The organism is Massilia aurea (assembly GCF_024753205.1).
In the GTDB taxonomy this organism is placed as follows: Bacteria; Pseudomonadota; Gammaproteobacteria; order Burkholderiales; family Burkholderiaceae_D; genus Telluria; species Telluria aurea.
Genome location: NZ_JANUGZ010000005.1, coordinates 176549 through 194118, shown reverse-complemented (window position 1 = coordinate 194118; position 17570 = coordinate 176549). Strand labels below are relative to the sequence as shown.

Below are 17570 nucleotides of genomic sequence, written 5' to 3'. Positions count from 1 at the left end.
GGACACTATTATAAGAACATCCACGGGTTCCGGCACGGCATTGTTGGGCCGGGCCGGTTGGCCGGTTGGCCACGCGCCTAGTCGAGTTCGCGCAGTTTGTTGAACGCTTCTTCGATGCGTTCGACGGCGATGATCGTCATGCCCTCGATTTTCTGCTTCGGCGCATTCGCCTTCGGGATCACGGCAATCGAAAAGCCCAGCTTGGCCGCTTCGCGCAGGCGCTCCTGGCCACGCGGCGCCGGCCGGATCTCGCCAGCCAGGCCTACTTCACCGAACACCACGAGCCCGCGTGGCAAAGGTTTGCTGCGCATCGATGAATTGATCGCCAGCAGCACGGCAAGGTCGGCCGCCGGTTCGGTAATCTTCACGCCGCCGACCGCGTTGATGAAGACGTCCTGGTCGAACGCGGCGATGCCGGCATGGCGGTGCAGCACTGCCAGCAGCATCGCCAGGCGGTTCTGCTCGAGGCCAACCGACAGGCGACGCGCATTGGGCAGGTGGCTCGTGTCGACCAGCGCCTGGATCTCGACCAGCAGCGGGCGCGTGCCCTCCTGCGTGACCATGACGCACGAACCCGGCACGGGCGTGTCGTGCTGCGACAGGAACAGCGCGGACGGATTCGACACGCCCTTCAGGCCCTTTTCGGTCATCGCGAACACGCCCAGCTCGTTGACGGCGCCGAAGCGGTTCTTGATCGCCCGCACCAGGCGGAAGCTCGACTGCGTGTCGCCCTCGAAATACAGCACCGTGTCGACGATGTGTTCGAGCACGCGCGGGCCGGCCAGCGCGCCCTCTTTCGTCACGTGACCGACCAGAATGATCGTCACGCCGGTCTGCTTGGCCACGCGCGTCAGTTGCGCCGCGCATTCGCGCACCTGGGCCACCGAGCCGGGGGCCGACGTCAGGGCGTCGGAATACACGGTCTGTATCGAGTCGATCACCGCCACTTCGGGCTTCAGGTCGGCGATCGTGCCGAGAATTTTCTCGAGCTGGATTTCGGCCTGCAATTTGAGGTCTTGCGCGTCGACCGCGAGCCGGCGCGCACGCAGCGCGATCTGGGCGCCGGATTCCTCACCGCTCACATATAACGTGGAGCGCGTTTTGGACAGGCTGGCCAGCGCCTGCAGCAGCAGCGTGGACTTGCCGATACCCGGGTCGCCGCCAATCAGCACGACGCCACCGGCCACCAGGCCGCCGCCCAGCACGCGGTCGAATTCCTCGATGCCGGTACCAAAGCGCGGCACGTCGATCGCCTCGATATCGGCCAGCGACAGCACCGGCGCGGTCTGCGCCAGCGCGCGGTGCGGGGTTTGCGACATGCGGTTCACGCCCGGCGCCTCGACGACGGTTTCGACCATCGTGTTCCAGGCCTTGCAGTCGGCGCACTGGCCCATCCAGCGGGTGGCGATCGCACCACATTCGGAGCAGGTGTAATTGGTTTTTGCTTTTGCCATGTTCTCTATCGGTTATCCATCGGTGCCCAGGCGACCTTCGGCAATGCGCACACGCGGCGCGACTGCGCACATCAATTCGTAGCCGATCGTCCCGGCGGCGTGGGCCACGTCGTCGATCGGCAAGCCATCGCCCCACAGCGTGACCTTGCTGCCGATGCGCGCATTGGGCACCGGCGAGAGGTCGACCGTCATCATGTCCATCGAGACGCGGCCAATCAGCCCCGTGCGCACGCCATCGACGATCACCGGCGTGCCGTGGGGCGCGCTGCGCGGGTAGCCGTCGGCATAGCCGCAGGCGACGACGCCGATCGTCATCGGGCCTTCGGCCACGAAACGGCTGCCATAGCCGACCGTGTCGCCGCGCTCGATGTGCTGGATGCCGATGATTTCCGAGCGCAGCGTCATGGTCGGGCGCAGGCCGAAATCGCCCGCGCTGCGCCCGCCCGGCGTGCCGCCGTACAGCATGATGCCGGGGCGGACCCAGTCGTTCTGCAAGTGTTCGCTGATCATGGCCTGATGCAGCACGCCACCCGAGTTGGACAGGCTGCGCTCGCCGGGCAGGTCGGCGGCGCCGATCTGGAAGCGGCGCACCTGCTCGGCGATGGTCAAGAGCGGATGTTCCAGCTCGTCGGCGTTGGCGAAGTGCGTCATGTGCGTGATGTTGCGCACGTCGGGGATGGCGCGCAGCCGCTTGTAGGCGGCCGCGTATTCGTCCGGGCGCAGGCCCAGGCGGTTCATGCCCGTGTTCATTTTCAGGTAGACATCGATCGGGCGGTAGAGCTGGGTATATTCGAGCAACTTGATTTGTTCAACCGAGTGCACGGCCGTGACGATATTGTGTTCGGCCAGCAGGGGCACGTCGGCCGCTTCGAAGAATCCCTCTAATAACAGGATCGGCTTGATCCAGCCAAGTTCGCGCAGGCGGATGGCGTTTTCGAGCTCGATCAGGGCCAGGCCATCGGCCGTGGCGAAGCCGTGCATCGCGCGTTCCAGGCCGTGGCCGTAAGCATCGGCTTTGACGACCGCCCAGATCTTCGCCATAGGCGCGCAGGTGCGGGCCTGCGACAGATTGTGCTGCATCGAGTCCGGGTGGATGGTGGCAAAGAGTGGGCGCGGCATGGTCGGCGATCGGGATGAAACCGGTACAAAAAGTGGGAGTGGCTATTCTACCGGAGCAGGCCCGGAGGCGTTGCCGGTGCAGTCACGGTGCATCGTATTGGCTTCGCCACGCCAGCCATTCATGGTATAAAGCAACCCGGACCGAACTTTAGAATTTTAGAATGAACCGTGGTTTTTATACCATCATGGCGGCGCAGTTCTTCTCGTCGCTGGCAGATAACGCGCTTCTGTTTGTCGCGATCAGCCTGCTCGTCGCAATGGACGCCCCGGCATCGCTCACTCCGCTGCTGAAGCTGTCGTTCGTCCTGTTCTATGTGTTGCTGGCCGCCTTCGTCGGCGCCTTCGCCGACGCGCTCAACAAAGGCCGCGTGATGTTCATCGCGAACATCATCAAGGTGTTCGGCTGCGCGCTGATGTTCTTCACGGTCCACCCACTGATTTCATACGCCGTTGTCGGCTTCGGCGCGGCCGTGTATTCGCCCGCCAAATACGGCATCCTGACTGAACTGCTGCCACCGGAAAAGCTGGTGCCGGCCAATGGCTGGATCGAAGGCCTGACGGTGATGTCGATCATTCTCGGCACAGTGCTGGGCGGCACGTTGGTCAGCCCGCGCGGCTCGGGCTTTTTGCTCTCGTTCGACCTGCTGCCGCGCCTGGGCATCGACACACCGGCCGAGGCCGCAATGGCCGTCGTCGTCGCAATCTATATCCTGGCCGCCATCTTCAACCTGCGCATCCCGGACACCGGCGCGCGCTACGAGCACCAGGAACGCAACCCGATCAAACTCATCACCGACTTCGCCAATTGCTCCACCACGCTGTGGCGTGACAAGCTGGGCCAGATTTCGCTGGCGGTGACGACCTTGTTCTGGGGCGCCGGCGCCACGCTGCAATTCATCGTGCTCAAGTGGGCCGAAGCATCGCTTGGGCTGCCGCTGGACCAGGCAACGAACCTGATCGGCGTGGTCGCGATCGGCGTCGCACTGGGCGCCGCGATGGCCGCCCGCATGATCCCGCTGCGCAAGTCGCTCACCGTGATCCCGATGGGCATCATCATGGGCCTGGTGGTGACGAGCATGGTGTTCGTGAAATCGGTCACGCTGGCCTACCCGCTGCTGGCCTTCATCGGCTTCCTGTCGGGCTTCTTCGTGGTCCCGATGAACGCACTGCTGCAGCACCGCGGCCACGTCCTGATGAGCGCCGGCCACTCGATCGCGGTGCAGAACTTCAACGAAAACCTGTCGATCCTGACGATGCTCGCCGCCTACGCAGTAATGATCACGCTGAACCTCGACCTGAACATCATCATCGTCATCTTCGGCCTGTCCGTCGCCGGCATCATGCTGCTGATCCAACGCCGCCACCTGATGAACCAGCGCGAACACGACTCCCTCGGCCTGATCGGCGAAGGCAAACACTAAAACTAGGGTCAGTGTCGAATTGTTTGACAACGTTTCGCCTGACCCCTTTCCATGAAGCCTGCCCTTCTCGGCATACCCAGCAGGCAATAGCTCAGGACAGGCACTCTGTCCCCACTTTCTCCGCATTCGCGAGAAATTGCTCAATAATTCGACTCTGACCCTAATTGTTTGGCAGGCCTGAACTTGCTGGCCGCTACGCCTTTGTCAGCGCTTTCCGAACCGGTTCAGTCATCGGCTGAATTTGATGCCGACAGTCATACCAAACGAATCCAGCAAGCAAAAAAACAATTAGGGTCAGAGTCGAATTGTTTGACAACTTTGGGGAATTGCCCAATAAATCTACTCTGACCCTACTTTGTTTGACGGGCTCATCGGCGGGGTTCGAGGCAGGGTCGGGGGCTATTTATTGGGCAATTCGGGAAATTGCTCAATAAATCGACTCTGACCCTAATTAGCCCTGATTAGGGGTTAGGGGTGGGTGGTTTGGGCGCGGGTGCGCCAGTCGTTGGGGACGATGAAGCCGCGGTCGGCTTCTTCCAGTGCGTTTTCTTGTGGGCGGACGCGCGCGATCAGCGCTGGGGTGTTTGATATGGCGAAGCGGTCTGTCAGTTCGGCTGCCAGTTGTGCGCGGGTCATTGCCCAAGTCGGTGAAGCGGTGCGCAGTGGCGCCAGCCATTCGAGTTTTGACAGGATGACGTAGATGTCGTCCGGGAGATTGTCCAGCTCGCTCAGTGCGCACCAGAAGCCGCGGCAATGGCTTTGCGTGATGCCTTGCATTGCCGGCCAACTGCCGGCGGGGTAAAACAGCCAGCCTTTCACCAGGGCGCCCGCTTTGTTGACGGGACGTGGCAGTTGCGCTTGCGCGGCCGGGTGCTGGCCCAGCGCGAGCTGACGTTCGAAGATTTTGCGCATCTTCAGGCCCAGCGTGTCGGCCAGGTTGGGGCCGACCAATGTGTCGAGGCCCCCTACGCCGCTTTCGCCCTGCAGATAGAATTTCGTTGCGAACTCGATGTGCTCCAGCGCATCCGGGCCGTTTTCGAGCAGAAAGTCGAATTCGCCGACCGTGTCGTTGCGGTTGGCGCGGATTTGCAGGCCATGCGCGACCAGCCGCCCCTGCTGCGCAAAATAGAACGCCATCAGCTTTTCGGCGTACAGCCCCAGTCGCGTGTACGGTTTCTCGCCGAGCGCGGCGTTCAAGGCTGATGGGTCGGCATCCAACTGCGCCAGCCAGGTGGCGACCTCGTCCATGACGGGCCCCAGCGTCGCCACGCGCCCGGCCCATGCCGGTGCGGCGCCATCGAGCAGGTCGGGGGAGTCGAGCAGCCAGGCCAGCGCGCGCACCGGTGGCAGCGTCAGGTGCCGCCAGCGCGCGTGGAACGCGGCCTGATAACTAGGTGCGGGGTTCAAGCGAGCGCGTCCGGCACAGGTCGGCCCAGGCGAGCGCCTTGTCGGCGCCGCGCAGCAGCAATTCACCCGGATGCAGCGTGGCGACCAGCGGCACTTCGCCCAGCGCATGCACCTGACCGCGCACGCCGGCCAGCGGCTCGTTCAGCGCGCGGCCCAGCAGGCCATTGGCGGCGACCTGGCCCATCGTCAGCACGGTCATTGCGCCCGTCAGCGCCAGCTCGCGCTCCAGGAACGGCCGGCACGCCGTGATTTCCTCAGGCGTCGGCGCGCGCTCGCCACCCCTGGCGTTGACCGGACGACACTTCACCAGCGGCGTGACATAGGCATCGCGCTCGCGCGACAGGCCGACCGCGTGCAGCATATTGCCCAGCAACTTGCCCGGATCGCCCGTCAGCGGCTGGCCGGCCTGCTCGTCGAGCGCGCTCGGCGTACCGGCGGCGATCAGCCAGCGCGCCTGGCGCGGTCCATCGCCATACACGGGCTTGCGCCCTTCCCCGCATGCGCAGTCCTTGCAGCCGGCAATCGCCTGGCGCAAGCCCGCCCAGTCGAGCGTCGACACGTCGGGCGCGGCCGGCGCGGCGTCACTGCCGTCGTCCCACGCAGCGTCAGTGGCGGCGGGCGGCGGATTGCGATACGGCGGCGCCGACAGCGGCGTCATCCCGCGCGCAACCGGCGCGGGGTCAGGCACCGGCACCGGTGCAGAAGCAGGTGCAGCAACAGGCGCAGAGGCCGGCACCACCGCCGGCGCAGCATCGACCGCGGCGCCAGCATCGCTGTCAACAACCTCGTCACCAGCAGCATCCGTCGACGGCGCAGCCGCCGCCCGCAACTGCCACAACGGCCCGATCCCCATCTCGTTCAGGAACAGCGCATCGCGCCCGCTCACGGTCTTCATAAATCCAGCCTCATCACGATGGCATCTTCACGGCCTGCAGCGCCGGCCGGATAGTAGCCCTTGCGGCGCCCGATATGGACATAGCCATGGCGCCGGTACACGTCCAGCGCGCGCTCGTTCGACGGCCGCACCTCGAGCAGGATCGACGTCATGCCCTGACTGCGCGCGCGCGCCGCGAGCACGTCCAGCAAGCGCCGCCCCAGTCCCTGGCGCTGGCGATTCGCCGCCACCGCAACGTCGAGCAGGTGCGCTTCGTCGAGCGCATACATCAACAGGTAGTAGCCGGCCAGCGTGCCCTCCGCATCACGCACGGTCCAGCAATCGTAGCCGCTGTTGAGCGAGTCGATGAAGTTCCCGCGACTCCAGGGAAACGGAAACACGCTCGCCTCCAGCGCGCATACCTCGCCCACGTCGGCCGCCGTCATCGGCGCCAGCTGCAGGCCAAGCTCTTGCAGGTCGCTCATGCGGCGGCCTTGGCGGCATTGATCACCAGGCGCTCGGCCGTGGTGAACGCAATCTTGTTGCGCAGGTAAATCGGCTGCGCCTGCGCTGCCGGTACGCCCTGCCCGGCCGCCAGTGCGTCAACGGCAAGGGACGCCATCTCACGCGCATGCGGCACGATGTCTGCCATGGCGCCGACAGCAAAGGCCTGCCCGGCAAAGGCATCGGCATACGCCTCGAAGCCGTTGCCGCACGCCTGCAGACCAGCGACCGCCAGCGGCGCCACGGCCTGCGGCGCGCTTAGCGTGGGCGCCACGACTTCGCGCCATGCGCCATCGAAACGGTACTGGGCCCAATAGACTTCGCCCATGCGCGCGTCGAGCACGGTCAATACTTCGGTCGCGCCGCAGCGCGCCCGGCAGCTTTCAGCCATCGCGGCCAGCGTCACCATCGGCAGCACGGGAAGATTGGCGCCATATGCCAGACCTTGCGCGACGCCGCACGCCGTGCGCACACCGGTAAACGAGCCGGGACCGGCCCCGAAGGCAATCGCGTCGCAGTCCGCTAGCGCAATGCCGGCTTCGCGCAGCAGCTCCTGCACCATCGGCAGGATCGATTGCGAGTGGCTGCGCACGCCGGCCGTGGCACGGGAAATAACGGTGTCGTTGACCAGGAGCGCGCAAGACGCCAGCTCGGCCGAGGTTTCAATGGCAAGAATGATAGGCATCCCGTATTTTAACCGCTTGGCCGGGCGCCATCCATGCCGCTCGGCCTTCCCCGCCACATTGCAGCGCAACACGGAGTAAAATGCGCTCCATGCATAGCCTGACCCTCGATTCTTCGACCCTCGACGCCGCTGTCGCCGCCGTCCACGATGACGCCTGGACGGTCGCCTGCCTGTGCGCCGCCTGGTGCGGCACCTGCGCGACCTACCGCGCCACGTTCGAGAGCCTGGCCGCGCGTCACCCGGACAAGCACTTCATCTGGATCGACATCGAAGACCAGGCCGCCCTGGTCGGCGACCTCGATGTCGACAACTTCCCGACGCTGCTGCTGCAGCGCGGCGACACCGTGGCGTTCTTCGGCACGATGGTGCCCGATGGCGGCGTGGCCGATCGCCTGATCCAGGCCCAGGCCGAGATCACCCCGGCCGAACTGGCGCGCCTGGCCCAATCGAGCGACGAGCGCCGCGAATGGCAGCGCGACTGCAATCTGCGGCTGCTGCTGGGCGGCGCGGACTAAGCCTGCCCACCCCAGCGCGCCAGAATCTCACCCGCCGCCACCGGCTTCCCATACAAATACCCCTGCGCCAGATTGCACCCATGGCGCAGCAAGAACGCCGCCTGATCCGCGCGCTCGACACCTTCAGCAATCACCGACAGGTTCATGCTCTTGCCAAGCTGGATGATGGCCACCGCAATGGCCTCGTCGTCCGGACCCTGCGAGATATCCTTGATGAAGCTGCGGTCGATTTTGAGCGTCTGCACCGGCAACTGCTTCAGGTATGCCAGCGATGAATACCCGGTGCCGAAGTCGTCGATCGCCAGCCCCACGCCGATCGCGTGCAGATCCTTCACGTACTGCAGCGCGTCGCCCGTATTCATGATGATCGACTCGGTCACTTCCAGCTGCAGGCGATGCGGCGCCAGGCCGGTCGATTCCAGCACCTCGGTCACGATCGCCGCCATGCCGCCGCGCTCGAACTGGCGCACCGACAGGTTCACGGCGATCTTCGGCATGCGCAAGCCCTGCGCTTCCCACGCGACCATCTGGCGGCAGGCCTCCTGCAGCACCCACTGGCCAAGCTGGCCGATAAAGCCGGTTTCTTCGGCCAGCGGGATGAATTGACACGGGCCGATCTGGCCCAACTCGGCACTGTGCCAGCGCACCAGCGCTTCCACGCCCGTCAAGCGGCCGGTGTCCATTTCGACCTGCGGCTGATACGCCAGATAGATCTCGTTTTTGTCGATCGCGCGGCGCAGCAGGCCTTCCATGCGCAGGCGCTCGACGCCGTCGCCACTCATCGACTCCGCATAGAACTGGTAGCCGTTGCGCCCACGCGCCTTGGCCTGGTACATCGCCACGTCGGCGTTGCGGATCAACATGTGCATGTCCTGCGCGTCCTGCGGATACAGGCTGATGCCCACGCTGCCGGTGACGAACAGCTCGTAGCCGGACACCATGAACGGCTGCTCGAACATCGCGATCAGCTTGGCCGCCACGCGGGTCGCGCCGGCGACGCCGCCGATATCCTCGAGCAGCACGATGAATTCGTCGCCGCCCAGACGCGCGAGCGTGTCGCCTTCGCGCAGACAGCGGGCCAGCGCGAAGGCGGCCTGCTTGAGCAGCTCGTCGCCGACGTGGTGCCCCAGCGTGTCGTTGACGTTCTTGAAGCGATCGAGGTCGATAAACAGCACCGCAAGCTGCTGGCCGTCACGCTGCGCGCGCGTCATCGCGTGGCGCAGGCGATCGTGGTACAGCAGGCGGTTGGGCAGCGCGGTCAGGGGATCGTGGTGCGCCAGGTGATCGAGCTGGTTCTGCGATTCGCGCGCGCGCGTGATGTCACTGAAGACCGACACATAATGCGTGATCGCGCCGGCGTCGCCCCGCACTGCCGTGACGGTCAGTGACTCCAGATACGCTTCGCCATCCCGGCGCGTGTCCCAGATCTCGCCGCGCCAGAAGCCCGTCTCGTCCAGCTCGCGCCACAGCTTGTGATAGAAGGCGTCGTCCTGGAGCCGCCCACGCATCATGCTCGACTCGCGCCCCACCGCCTCTTCTTCGCTGTAGCCGGTGATGCCGGTGAAGGCCGGGTTGATGGCGACGATCCGGCCCGACACGTCCAGCACCATCACGCCATCGGCGATGTGCTCAAGCACCGTGGCCGACAGGCGCAGCTTTTCTTCGGCCAGCTTGCGCTCGGTGATGTCGGCGAACACCCAGATGCTGCCTTCGTCCGGGTACGCCGGGTCGAGCGCCGAGCCGCTCACCAGGCACCAGAACAGGCTGCCGTCGCGATGGCGCAGCTGGTGTTCCTCGCCCAGGTCCATGCGCCGCGCCAGCAGCGGGTATTGCGTCATGGCGGTCTGCTCGTAATCCTCCCGCGTGGGGTACAGGATCTCGGTCGACTGGCCGACCATCTGGCCCTCGTCATAGCCGAACAGCGTTTCGCCGCGCCGGTTGCTCGAGACGATGCGGCGCTGGCGCACGAACAGCACGCCGAACATCACGTTGTCTAGGATCGCGCCCTGCTCTGTGAGCAGCGCTTCGATGCGCATCTCGTTGTGTTTGCGCTCGCTGATATCCGAGATGATGCCATCGATCCGCACTGCGCCGTCCAGCGCGGCCACGCCCGCTAATCCCTGAGGCTGGCCGCTTTCCTGCACCCAGCGCTCCACGCCGTGGGCATCGATGATCCGGTATTCCAGCTGATAGGCGTCGCCAACGCGCGCGGCGTGGCGCACCGTGTGGCTGTAGCGGCGCCGGTCTTCCGGATGCACGATATCGCTCCAGTCGTCGGTCGTGGCGCGCATCAGATGCTCTGCCGAGTGGCCGGTGATGTCTTCGATCGCATCACTCACGAATTCGATGGCCCCGCCCGCGCGCACGCGAAACACGGCGCCGGGAACCTGATTCACGATGCTGCGAAATTGCTCTTCACGCCGCGCGATATCGGCGAACAGATCGCGGATGGCCAGGCGCATATGCTCCATCTGCCGGCCCAGGCGCCCCAGCTCGTCGGCCGCCGATAAGGCCAGCGGCGTATCGAAGTCGGCGCGCGCCAGCCGGTCGGAAAACCCCATCAGGCGGCGCAGTGGCGAGAGCAGGCGGCGGCGCAGCAGCAGCGCAATCAGCAACAGCGAAACCGCCACCTGCCCCGCGACAACCAGCGCATAGTTGCGCTGCTTCCTGCGCAACTCCTGCTGGCTGCGGTAGTCGTCCATTTCGAGGCGCACGGTGCCGATCGTTTCGCCGCGCATCACGACCGGCCGTTCGGCGCTGAACACCCGACCCAGCGGACGCGTGGGCGAGCGCGCCCGCAGCGCGACCACGCCTTCCGGACCACGGACCTCGACCATGACGACGGCCGGGTCGCGCAATATCGCATCGAGCAGCGGCCGCGCCGTTTCCGGGTCGAGATTCCAGAGCGGCTCCTGCACGCCGAGCGCAAGGATCTCTGCATGGCGCTGGAGGGATTCGTCAAGCGCCGCGGCCACCGCAGCGCGCTCCTGCACCCCGATCAGAAGATAGCTGCCCACGGCCGCCGGCCCCGCCAGCCCGACGAACACCACCAGCAGCAAGGCGCGGTACAGCGAGCGGCCATACAGGCTGCCCAGGCGCGACAGGATGGTGGGAGTGGCGGATGACGATGTGGACATGGAGTTGGCACCGCTGGCGCTGGTTTTACTGATTTGATGTAAAAACGCGATTATGCGCCGTCGCTTGCTAAGCGTCACTAGCTAACGGCGCATAACCAACCGTCGGCAACGCGCGACCAGACTTGCTATGATGGATTGTCATGAACGCGTTTCTAATCGAGGAGAATCTGATGAGTCATTCCCTGTACGCCGCTTCGGTGCCGGTGTTTCGCCAATTGCTCGACGCCCTGGCCGGCGTGCTCGAAAAAGCCGAGGCCCATGCGCTGGAGCGGCGCATCGAACCGGATGCCCTGTTACAGGCCCGGCTGTTTCCCGACATGTTCCCGCTGGCGCGCCAGATCCAGCTCGCCACGGATTTCGCCAAGGGCGCCGGGGCGCGCCTGGCCGGCATCGAATCGCCGCGCTATGAAGATGGCGAGCGCACCTTCACCGAACTGCAGCAGCGCATCACGCGTACCGTCGGCTTCCTGGACAGCCTGGAGCAAGCGGACATCGACGCCGGTGCAACCCGCCCGATCACCCATGGCAGCGGCGAACGCGCACGCCATTTCGACACCGGCGCGGTCTACCTGACCCACTTCGCGATGCCGCAGTTCTGCTTCCATGTGACGACCGCATACGCGATCCTGCGCCATAACGGCGTGCCGATCGGCAAGCGCGACTTTATCGGCAGCTATTAAATAAGCGACAGGCCGCGGTTACTTGTTCCGGCGCGGGTAACCCTGCGCCAGAATGCGCTGCCAGACGAGCTCCTTGGCGTCGGCGCTCATCGACACCCAGTGAGCCACCTCGGCCACAGTGCGGCCACAGCCGCGGCAGACTTCGTCGAACGTGGTCGAGCATACCGCCACGCACGGCGTGTCCGGCCGGCCGGCCGGGGTGCCAGGAGTTACTGGTGCGGGGCTGGCCCCGCCTGCTTCACGCTGGTCCGACATGGAGCTTGTCCCAACCGTCGTGTCCAAGCTGTTGCATCGTCTCGATATTCTTTTCGAAGATCTCTTCCGCCTGTGGGAAGGCTGCCACGGCACGCTCGATGCTCTCTTCGCGCAGCAAGTGCAGGATCGGGTATGGCGCGCGGTTCGTGTAATTCGAGATATCGTTGATGTCGGTGTCGGCGAACTGATATAAGGGATGGAAGCTGGCGACCTGCAGCTCACCGTCCAGCTGCATGTCCTCGAGCGCGGCATCGGCCACGTCCAGGAACTCGTTGTAATCCTCGAAATCGCCCAGCACGAACGGATGAATGATCAGCGTGGTGTCGATCTTGGCGGAGTCGGTGTCGGAGAGATGCTGCAGCTCGTCCATTAAGGTTTCAAGCAATTGCTCGGGCGTGGTCGCGGTGGCAACGACATAGCGCACCTGCTCCTTGACGTACACGGCCTTGGCAAACGGGCACAGATTCAGGCCGATCACCGCGCGTTCGAGCCAGTTGCGGGTCGCGCCGATGATGGCATCATCGTCAGCGTTGAGGTTGGGAGTGCTCATAGAAGACTTTCAATAGCAATGCAGACTGCAAAAGCCGGATTGTACGCACTCTTTGCGTGTGCTCATAGATCGGCCCCGCCCCGGGGGTAAGGTTGGCCCGATGCGGTCATATGCGGAGTGGATGGCGCCGCCAAATTCCGGCGTTGCTGACCAAAAATACCGACGGTTCATTAATTTCGATGATCCTGATGGCATCTTCTGTTTTCATGATGTCAACGTACGCGATTCTAGAGGGCATTTTTATTGTAACGAAGGCGTCATACATCTTGACGCGCTCGACAATCCCTACGTACTATGCCTCCTTGTCCTCGGTCCGTTCGTTCCTGAACGCAACACTGGAAAGCTATGCACAACACGAAACGTCCTACCTTCGCACTGGCTGCATTGGCCTTCCTGGCCGCGTCACCCCTCAGTTTCGCCATGGACGCAGCCTCGCTGCCCACAGTCCAGTCTGCCGCAGTCGGCAGCCGCACTACCGCAGCACCCTCGCAAGTCCAGACCAAACTCGATGAATACCGCGAAACCGACGTCTGGGGCCGTATCCGCAGCGGCTACGCGATTCCCGATCTGAACAACGCGCTCGTCACCCGTCATACCCAGGCCTACGCCAATCATCCCGCCACGCTGTCCCGCATTTCCGGCCGCGCTTCCCCTTATCTGTACCACGTGGTGTCCGAGCTCGAAAAGCGCGGCATGCCGACCGAGCTGGCACTGCTGCCGGTGATCGAATCGGCTTTCAACCCACAAGCCATGTCGAGCGCCAACGCCGCGGGCCTGTGGCAGTTCGTGCCGGGCACGGGCAAGGATTTCGACCTCAAGCAGAACATGTTCAAGGACGAGCGGCGCGGCGTCGTGGCCTCCACCGATGCAGCGCTGAGCTATCTGCAGCGCCTGTACACGATGTTTGGCGACTGGCCGCTGGCTCTGGCTGCGTATAACTGGGGCGAAGGCAATGTCCAGCGCGCCATCAAGAAAAACCAGGCCGAAGGCAAGCCGACCGATTTCGAAAGCCTGGCCGACCTGATGCCGGCCGAAACGCGCAACTACGTGCCAAAGCTGCAGGCGGTCAAAAACGTGATCGCCAATCCGGGCAACTATGGCGTCGTGCTGCCAGCCATCGACAACCAGCCCTACTTCACCACGGTCGACAAGACCAGTGACATCGATCTGGCAGTCGCAGCCCAGCTGGCCGAAATGTCGCTCGACGAATTCAAGGCGCTCAATCCGCAGTTCAAGAAGCCGGTCATCATCGGCGGCGCCCAGACCCAGATCCTGCTGCCGAAAGAAAACGCCGAGAAATTCCACCTGAACCTCGCGCAATGGGGCCAGGCGCTGTCCACCTGGACCACGCACAAGATCACTGGCGCGCGCGTGAGCATTGCTTCGCTGGCCTCCAAATTCGGCACCACGCCGGAAGTCATCCGCCAGGCCAATAACATCCCGGCGCAGTCGCTCCTGAAAGTGGGCTCGACGATCCTGGTGCCGAAAATCTCGACCTCGAGCCATGGCGACATCGCCGAGAACATCATCGACAACGCCGTAGTCGCGTTCGAAGCCGACCGCGGCATCGTCAAGCGCGCCACCAGCCGCTTCAAGACCAAGGCTGGCGTGAGCAAGGACAGCAAGCGCATCTCCCGCAATACGTCGTCCAAGCGCAAGCAGCGCTGATCTCCCGCCGGCATCCCCCCACGGGGGTGCCGGCAGTCGTTTCGCACGCAGACAGTTATACGATTTTCAAAGGGTCCGTGCACGAAGGCCGAAAAACCTGTATAGTTCGGTTTGTGCACTGCGACATCGCGCCCTGCTCTGAATACATTCAGATCAGGCAGCAGCAAGGCAGTCATCCAAGCAGCACCGCAAACCCCAGGCAGCTCATTAGAGCGCCTTTCTAAAGCCCTCCCGCCCTGTGTGTCGCTTTCAGACACCGTCCCGGCGCAAAGCTTTTGTGCCGAAATTTCTTTCATTCTGAGTCATTTCGTATGTTGGTTCGCGTTGCATTTTTTCGTTCGCGCCATCCGTGCGAGCGTATTTGATTTATTCCGAAAGTACAGATCACATGAGTTTTGAAGCCCTAGGCCTCCACGCGTCCCTCGTCCAGGCTGTTGCCGATACCGGTTACACCACCCCTACGCCAGTCCAGGCGCAAGCCATTCCTGCCGCCATCGCCGGCCGCGACCTGCTGGTCTCGTCGCAAACCGGTTCGGGCAAGACTGCCGCCTTCATGCTGCCAGCACTGAACAAGCTGGCCAACGCCGAAGAAACGCCAGCCGGCAAGACCGCTGCGCAAGAAGCACAGGCTGCCCGCGCCAAAGGCGAGCGCGTCCGTTTCAAGGCTGCCCAGCCAAAAATGCTGGTGCTGACCCCGACCCGCGAACTGGCCCTGCAAGTCTCGGCTGCAACCGAACAGTACACGGCGCACATGCGCCGCCTGCGCTGCGTCTCGATCCTGGGCGGCATGCCGTACCCGAAACAGATGCAACTGCTGGCCAAGAATCCTGAAATCCTGGTCGCTACCCCAGGCCGCCTGATCGACCACATGGAATCGGGCAAGATCGATTTCTCGCAGCTCGAAATCCTCGTGCTCGACGAAGCTGACCGCATGCTGGACATGGGTTTCATCGACGACATCGAGAAAATCGTTGCCGCGACCCCGTCGGCCCGTCAAACCATGCTGTTCTCGGCCACGCTGGATGGCGTCGTCGGCAACATGGCGCGCCGCATCACGACCGATCCGATGACGATCCAGATCGCCAGCGCGACCAACCGCCACGAGAACATCTCGCAGCGCGTCCACTTCGTCGACGACCTGTCGCACAAGAATCGCCTGCTGGACCACCTGCTGCGCGACGAATCGATGGACCAGGCCGTGGTCTTCACCGCCACCAAGCGTGACGCCGATACGATCGCCGACCGCCTGAACATTGCCGGTTTCGCTGCTGCTGCACTGCATGGCGACATGCACCAGGGCGCGCGTAACCGCACGCTGGACAGCATGCGTCGTGGCAGCATCAAGGTGCTGGTCGCGACCGACGTCGCTGCGCGCGGCATCGACGTGCCAAGCATCACGCACGTCGTCAACTACGACCTGCCGAAGTTCCCGGAAGACTACGTCCACCGCATCGGCCGTACCGGTCGTGCAGGCCGTAACGGTGTCGCCGTCTCGCTGGTGAACCACGCCGAAAGCATGAACGTGCGCCGCATCGAGCGTTTCACGCGCCAGCCGATCCCGGTCGCTGTCGTCGAAGGTTTCGAGCCAAAGCGCGCTGCAGCACCAGCCCGTGCTGGCTGGAAGCCAGGCGACGGCCGCAGCCCGTCGGCCAAGCCGGCATCGCGCGGTTTCTCGAAGCCATCCGGCGCGCGTGAAGGCTATGCCGACCGCGCACCGAGCGGCGCCCGTGGCGCCCCGTCGGAAAGCCGTTACGCTGACCGCGGTCCGCGTGAAGCCGGCCCGGCCCGTGCACCAGGCGCCGCACCACGTGCGCCAAGCGCGCCACGTGACGGCAACCGTTTCAGCGCCCCGCGTGAAGGCCAGCCGGCCCGTCGCGAAGGCGGCTACAAGGGTGCCCACCCACGTTCGGCGGACGGCGTGCGTCGTTCGTTCGGTGAGTAATCCTCCTGCGTGAATCAAGAAACGGCTGCTTCGGCAGCCGTTTTTTTATGGGCGCCGAACGCAAGGGCTTGAACCTTACGATGTAGGGTGGACGGCTATGCCGTCCACGCGTTCAAACCAATCTCGCTCTGTGGCATGCGAAAGCGAGTTGAACGCGTGGGCGGGAAACCCGCCCACCCTACCCGGCAGCGGGTTTTCATGGGCGCCACTTCCATTTCAGGCGCCCTGCCTGGCACGTCCACGCCACATGGTGGATAATCCTAGACGATCAACGATTACCGGACATCCCATGAGCACCAGCGACCAACCCATCAAACTCACTTCGTTCTCGCACGGCGGCGGCTGCGGCTGCAAGATCGCGCCCGGCGTGCTGGCCGAGATCCTGAAGTCGTCGCATGGCTTCCCCGTGCCCAAGGAATTGATGGTTGGCATCGAGACCGCCGACGATGCCGCGGTCTACAAGCTCAACGATGAACAGGCCCTGATCGCCACCACCGACTTCTTCATGCCGATCGTCGACGACCCGTTCGACTTCGGCCGCATCGCCGCCACCAATGCGATTTCGGACGTGTATGCGATGGGCGGGACGCCAATCATGGCGCTGGCGCTGGTCGGCATGCCGATCAACAAGCTGCCGCTCGACACGATCGGCCAGATCCTGCGCGGCGGCGAGTCCATTTGCGCCGAAGCGGGCATTCCCATTGCCGGCGGCCACACGATCGATTCGGTCGAGCCGATCTATGGCCTGGTCGTGCTGGGCCTCGTGCATCCATCGAAAGTCAAACGCAATGCCGATGCCCGCGATGGCGACGTGCTCATCCTGGGTAAACCGCTGGGCGTGGGCGTGCTGTCGGCAGCGCTCAAGAAAGACAAGCTGGGCGCTGACGGCTATGCGGCGATGATCGCCAACACGACCAAGCTGAACAAACCCGGGCGCCTGCTGGCCGACATGCCGGGCGTGCACGCACTGACCGACGTCACCGGCTTTGGCCTGCTGGGGCACTTGCTCGAACTGTCGCGCGGCGCGAAGCTGCATGCCACGCTGGACATGCCCAACATTCCGCTGCTGCCAGGCGTGCTGCAACTGGCGCAGGATGGCTACTTCACGGGCGCCTCGGGCCGCAACTGGGAAGCGTATGGCAAGGACGTGCAGCTCGACGCGGCGATCCTGCCCGAGCAGCGCGCGCTGCTGACCGATCCGCAAACCTCGGGCGGGCTGCTGGTGGCGTGCGACCCGGCAGCCGCCGACGAGGTGCTGGCGCTGTTCGCGCGTGAAGGCTTTGCCGACGCCGCGATCATCGGCCGCATGGCTGCCGGCGAGCCGGGCATCAGCGTCAAGCCATAACGACAGACATGGCG

The 17570-nt window shown here is 64.2% G+C and carries 15 protein-coding genes; 6 read left to right on the top strand and 9 right to left on the bottom strand.

What is annotated here, in order from left to right; translation table 11 throughout:
- Window positions 1-77: 77 nt before the first annotated feature.
- Together radA and alr are read right to left on the bottom strand one after the other, a co-directional pair.
- Entirely contained in the window at window positions 78-1454 is a 1377-nt protein-coding gene (radA, locus tag NX775_RS20105; protein WP_183551078.1) for a DNA repair protein RadA, read from the bottom strand.
- A 12-nt stretch (window positions 1455-1466) separates the two neighbouring features.
- On the bottom strand, window positions 1467-2573 hold the full coding sequence (gene alr / locus NX775_RS20100; RefSeq protein ID WP_258837571.1) for an alanine racemase: 1107 nt from the start codon (window positions 2571-2573) through the stop codon (window positions 1467-1469).
- 161 nt (window positions 2574-2734) lie between these two features.
- Here alr and lplT point away from each other — a divergent pair, with 161 nt between their 5' ends.
- Window positions 2735-3994 carry a lysophospholipid transporter LplT gene (gene lplT, locus NX775_RS20095; protein ID WP_258837570.1) on the top strand — a complete coding sequence of 420 codons (1260 nt, stop codon included), beginning with the start codon at window positions 2735-2737 and terminating at the stop codon, window positions 3992-3994.
- Window positions 3995-4462: 468 nt separating this feature from the next.
- Here the strand turns inward: lplT and NX775_RS20090 are convergent, their stop codons facing one another.
- Genes NX775_RS20090 through tsaB form a run of 4 tightly spaced genes read right to left on the bottom strand, consistent with a single transcriptional unit; the run spans window position 4463 to window position 7464 of the window.
- A complete protein-coding gene (locus tag NX775_RS20090) occupies window positions 4463-5401 on the bottom strand; it encodes a DUF1853 family protein (RefSeq protein ID WP_258837569.1) in 939 nt (312 codons plus the stop codon).
- Window positions 5385-6296, bottom strand: coding sequence for a uracil-DNA glycosylase (locus NX775_RS20085; RefSeq protein WP_258837568.1), 912 nt, complete (start codon window positions 6294-6296; stop codon window positions 5385-5387). Before NX775_RS20085 ends, NX775_RS20090 begins: the two co-directional genes overlap by 17 nt.
- The gene (gene rimI, locus NX775_RS20080) at window positions 6293-6760 is read right to left on the bottom strand and encodes a ribosomal protein S18-alanine N-acetyltransferase (RefSeq protein WP_258837567.1); all 468 of its coding nucleotides are present in this window, start codon (window positions 6758-6760) and stop codon (window positions 6293-6295) included. Before rimI ends, NX775_RS20085 begins: the two co-directional genes overlap by 4 nt.
- Window positions 6757-7464 (bottom strand): tRNA (adenosine(37)-N6)-threonylcarbamoyltransferase complex dimerization subunit type 1 TsaB, encoded by a 708-nt coding sequence (gene tsaB, locus NX775_RS20075; RefSeq protein ID WP_258837566.1) that lies wholly within the window; start codon window positions 7462-7464, stop codon window positions 6757-6759. The genes rimI and tsaB overlap by 4 nt, the downstream gene beginning before the upstream one ends.
- An 89-nt stretch (window positions 7465-7553) precedes the next feature.
- Between tsaB and NX775_RS20070 the strand changes: the two genes are divergently transcribed.
- Window positions 7554-7979, top strand: coding sequence for a thioredoxin family protein (locus NX775_RS20070; protein WP_258837860.1), 426 nt, complete (start codon window positions 7554-7556; stop codon window positions 7977-7979).
- Here the strand turns inward: NX775_RS20070 and NX775_RS20065 are convergent.
- Window positions 7976-11116 (bottom strand): sensor domain-containing protein, encoded by a 3141-nt coding sequence (locus NX775_RS20065; protein WP_258837565.1) that lies wholly within the window; start codon window positions 11114-11116, stop codon window positions 7976-7978. The two genes, NX775_RS20070 and NX775_RS20065, sit on opposite strands and share 4 nt — an antisense overlap.
- A gap of 170 nt (window positions 11117-11286) precedes the next feature.
- Between NX775_RS20065 and NX775_RS20060 the strand changes: the two genes are divergently transcribed.
- Window positions 11287-11796 carry a DUF1993 domain-containing protein gene (locus NX775_RS20060; protein WP_183551053.1) on the top strand — a complete coding sequence of 170 codons (510 nt, stop codon included), beginning with the start codon at window positions 11287-11289 and terminating at the stop codon, window positions 11794-11796.
- An 18-nt stretch (window positions 11797-11814) separates the two neighbouring features.
- Here NX775_RS20060 and NX775_RS20055 read toward each other — a convergent pair whose 3' ends face one another.
- Window positions 11815-12051: a DUF1289 domain-containing protein gene (locus NX775_RS20055; RefSeq protein ID WP_258837564.1), complete on the bottom strand. Its 237-nt coding sequence runs from the start codon at window positions 12049-12051 to the stop codon at window positions 11815-11817.
- On the bottom strand, window positions 12035-12601 hold the full coding sequence (locus NX775_RS20050) for a DUF1415 domain-containing protein (protein WP_258837563.1): 567 nt from the start codon (window positions 12599-12601) through the stop codon (window positions 12035-12037). Before NX775_RS20050 ends, NX775_RS20055 begins: the two co-directional genes overlap by 17 nt.
- A gap of 345 nt (window positions 12602-12946) precedes the next feature.
- Here NX775_RS20050 and NX775_RS20045 point away from each other — a divergent pair, with 345 nt between their 5' ends.
- The 3 genes from NX775_RS20045 to selD all read left to right on the top strand — a co-directional run bounded on the left by NX775_RS20045 (window position 12947) and on the right by selD (window position 17556).
- Complete coding sequence (locus tag NX775_RS20045; protein WP_258837562.1) at window positions 12947-14269, top strand: transglycosylase SLT domain-containing protein; 1323 nt, start codon at window positions 12947-12949, stop codon at window positions 14267-14269.
- 388 nt (window positions 14270-14657) lie between these two features.
- Window positions 14658-16211 (top strand): DEAD/DEAH box helicase, encoded by a 1554-nt coding sequence (locus NX775_RS20040; RefSeq protein ID WP_183551043.1) that lies wholly within the window; start codon window positions 14658-14660, stop codon window positions 16209-16211.
- A 289-nt stretch (window positions 16212-16500) separates the two neighbouring features.
- Entirely contained in the window at window positions 16501-17556 is a 1056-nt protein-coding gene (selD, locus tag NX775_RS20035; protein WP_183551040.1) for a selenide, water dikinase SelD, read from the top strand.
- Window positions 17557-17570 lie beyond the last annotated feature (14 nt).

Bases quoted from the DNA above. Each gene is read 5' to 3' on its own strand.
- radA (WP_183551078.1), bottom strand. From the start codon at position 1,454: ATGGCAAAAGCAAAAACCAATTACACCTGCTCCGAATGTGGTGCGATC.
- alr (WP_258837571.1), bottom strand. From the start codon at position 2,573: ATGCCGCGCCCACTCTTTGCCACCATCCACCCGGACTCGATGCAGCAC.
- lplT (WP_258837570.1), top strand. From the start codon at position 2,735: ATGAACCGTGGTTTTTATACCATCATGGCGGCGCAGTTCTTCTCGTCG.
- NX775_RS20085 (WP_258837568.1), bottom strand. From the start codon at position 6,296: ATGAAGACCGTGAGCGGGCGCGATGCGCTGTTCCTGAACGAGATGGGG.
- rimI (WP_258837567.1), bottom strand. From the start codon at position 6,760: ATGAGCGACCTGCAAGAGCTTGGCCTGCAGCTGGCGCCGATGACGGCG.
- tsaB (WP_258837566.1), bottom strand. From the start codon at position 7,464: ATGCCTATCATTCTTGCCATTGAAACCTCGGCCGAGCTGGCGTCTTGC.
- NX775_RS20070 (WP_258837860.1), top strand. From the start codon at position 7,554: ATGCATAGCCTGACCCTCGATTCTTCGACCCTCGACGCCGCTGTCGCC.
- NX775_RS20065 (WP_258837565.1), bottom strand. From the start codon at position 11,116: ATGTCCACATCGTCATCCGCCACTCCCACCATCCTGTCGCGCCTGGGC.
- NX775_RS20060 (WP_183551053.1), top strand. From the start codon at position 11,287: ATGAGTCATTCCCTGTACGCCGCTTCGGTGCCGGTGTTTCGCCAATTG.
- NX775_RS20055 (WP_258837564.1), bottom strand. From the start codon at position 12,051: ATGTCGGACCAGCGTGAAGCAGGCGGGGCCAGCCCCGCACCAGTAACT.
- NX775_RS20050 (WP_258837563.1), bottom strand. From the start codon at position 12,601: ATGAGCACTCCCAACCTCAACGCTGACGATGATGCCATCATCGGCGCG.
- NX775_RS20045 (WP_258837562.1), top strand. From the start codon at position 12,947: ATGCACAACACGAAACGTCCTACCTTCGCACTGGCTGCATTGGCCTTC.
- NX775_RS20040 (WP_183551043.1), top strand. From the start codon at position 14,658: ATGAGTTTTGAAGCCCTAGGCCTCCACGCGTCCCTCGTCCAGGCTGTT.
- selD (WP_183551040.1), top strand. From the start codon at position 16,501: ATGAGCACCAGCGACCAACCCATCAAACTCACTTCGTTCTCGCACGGC.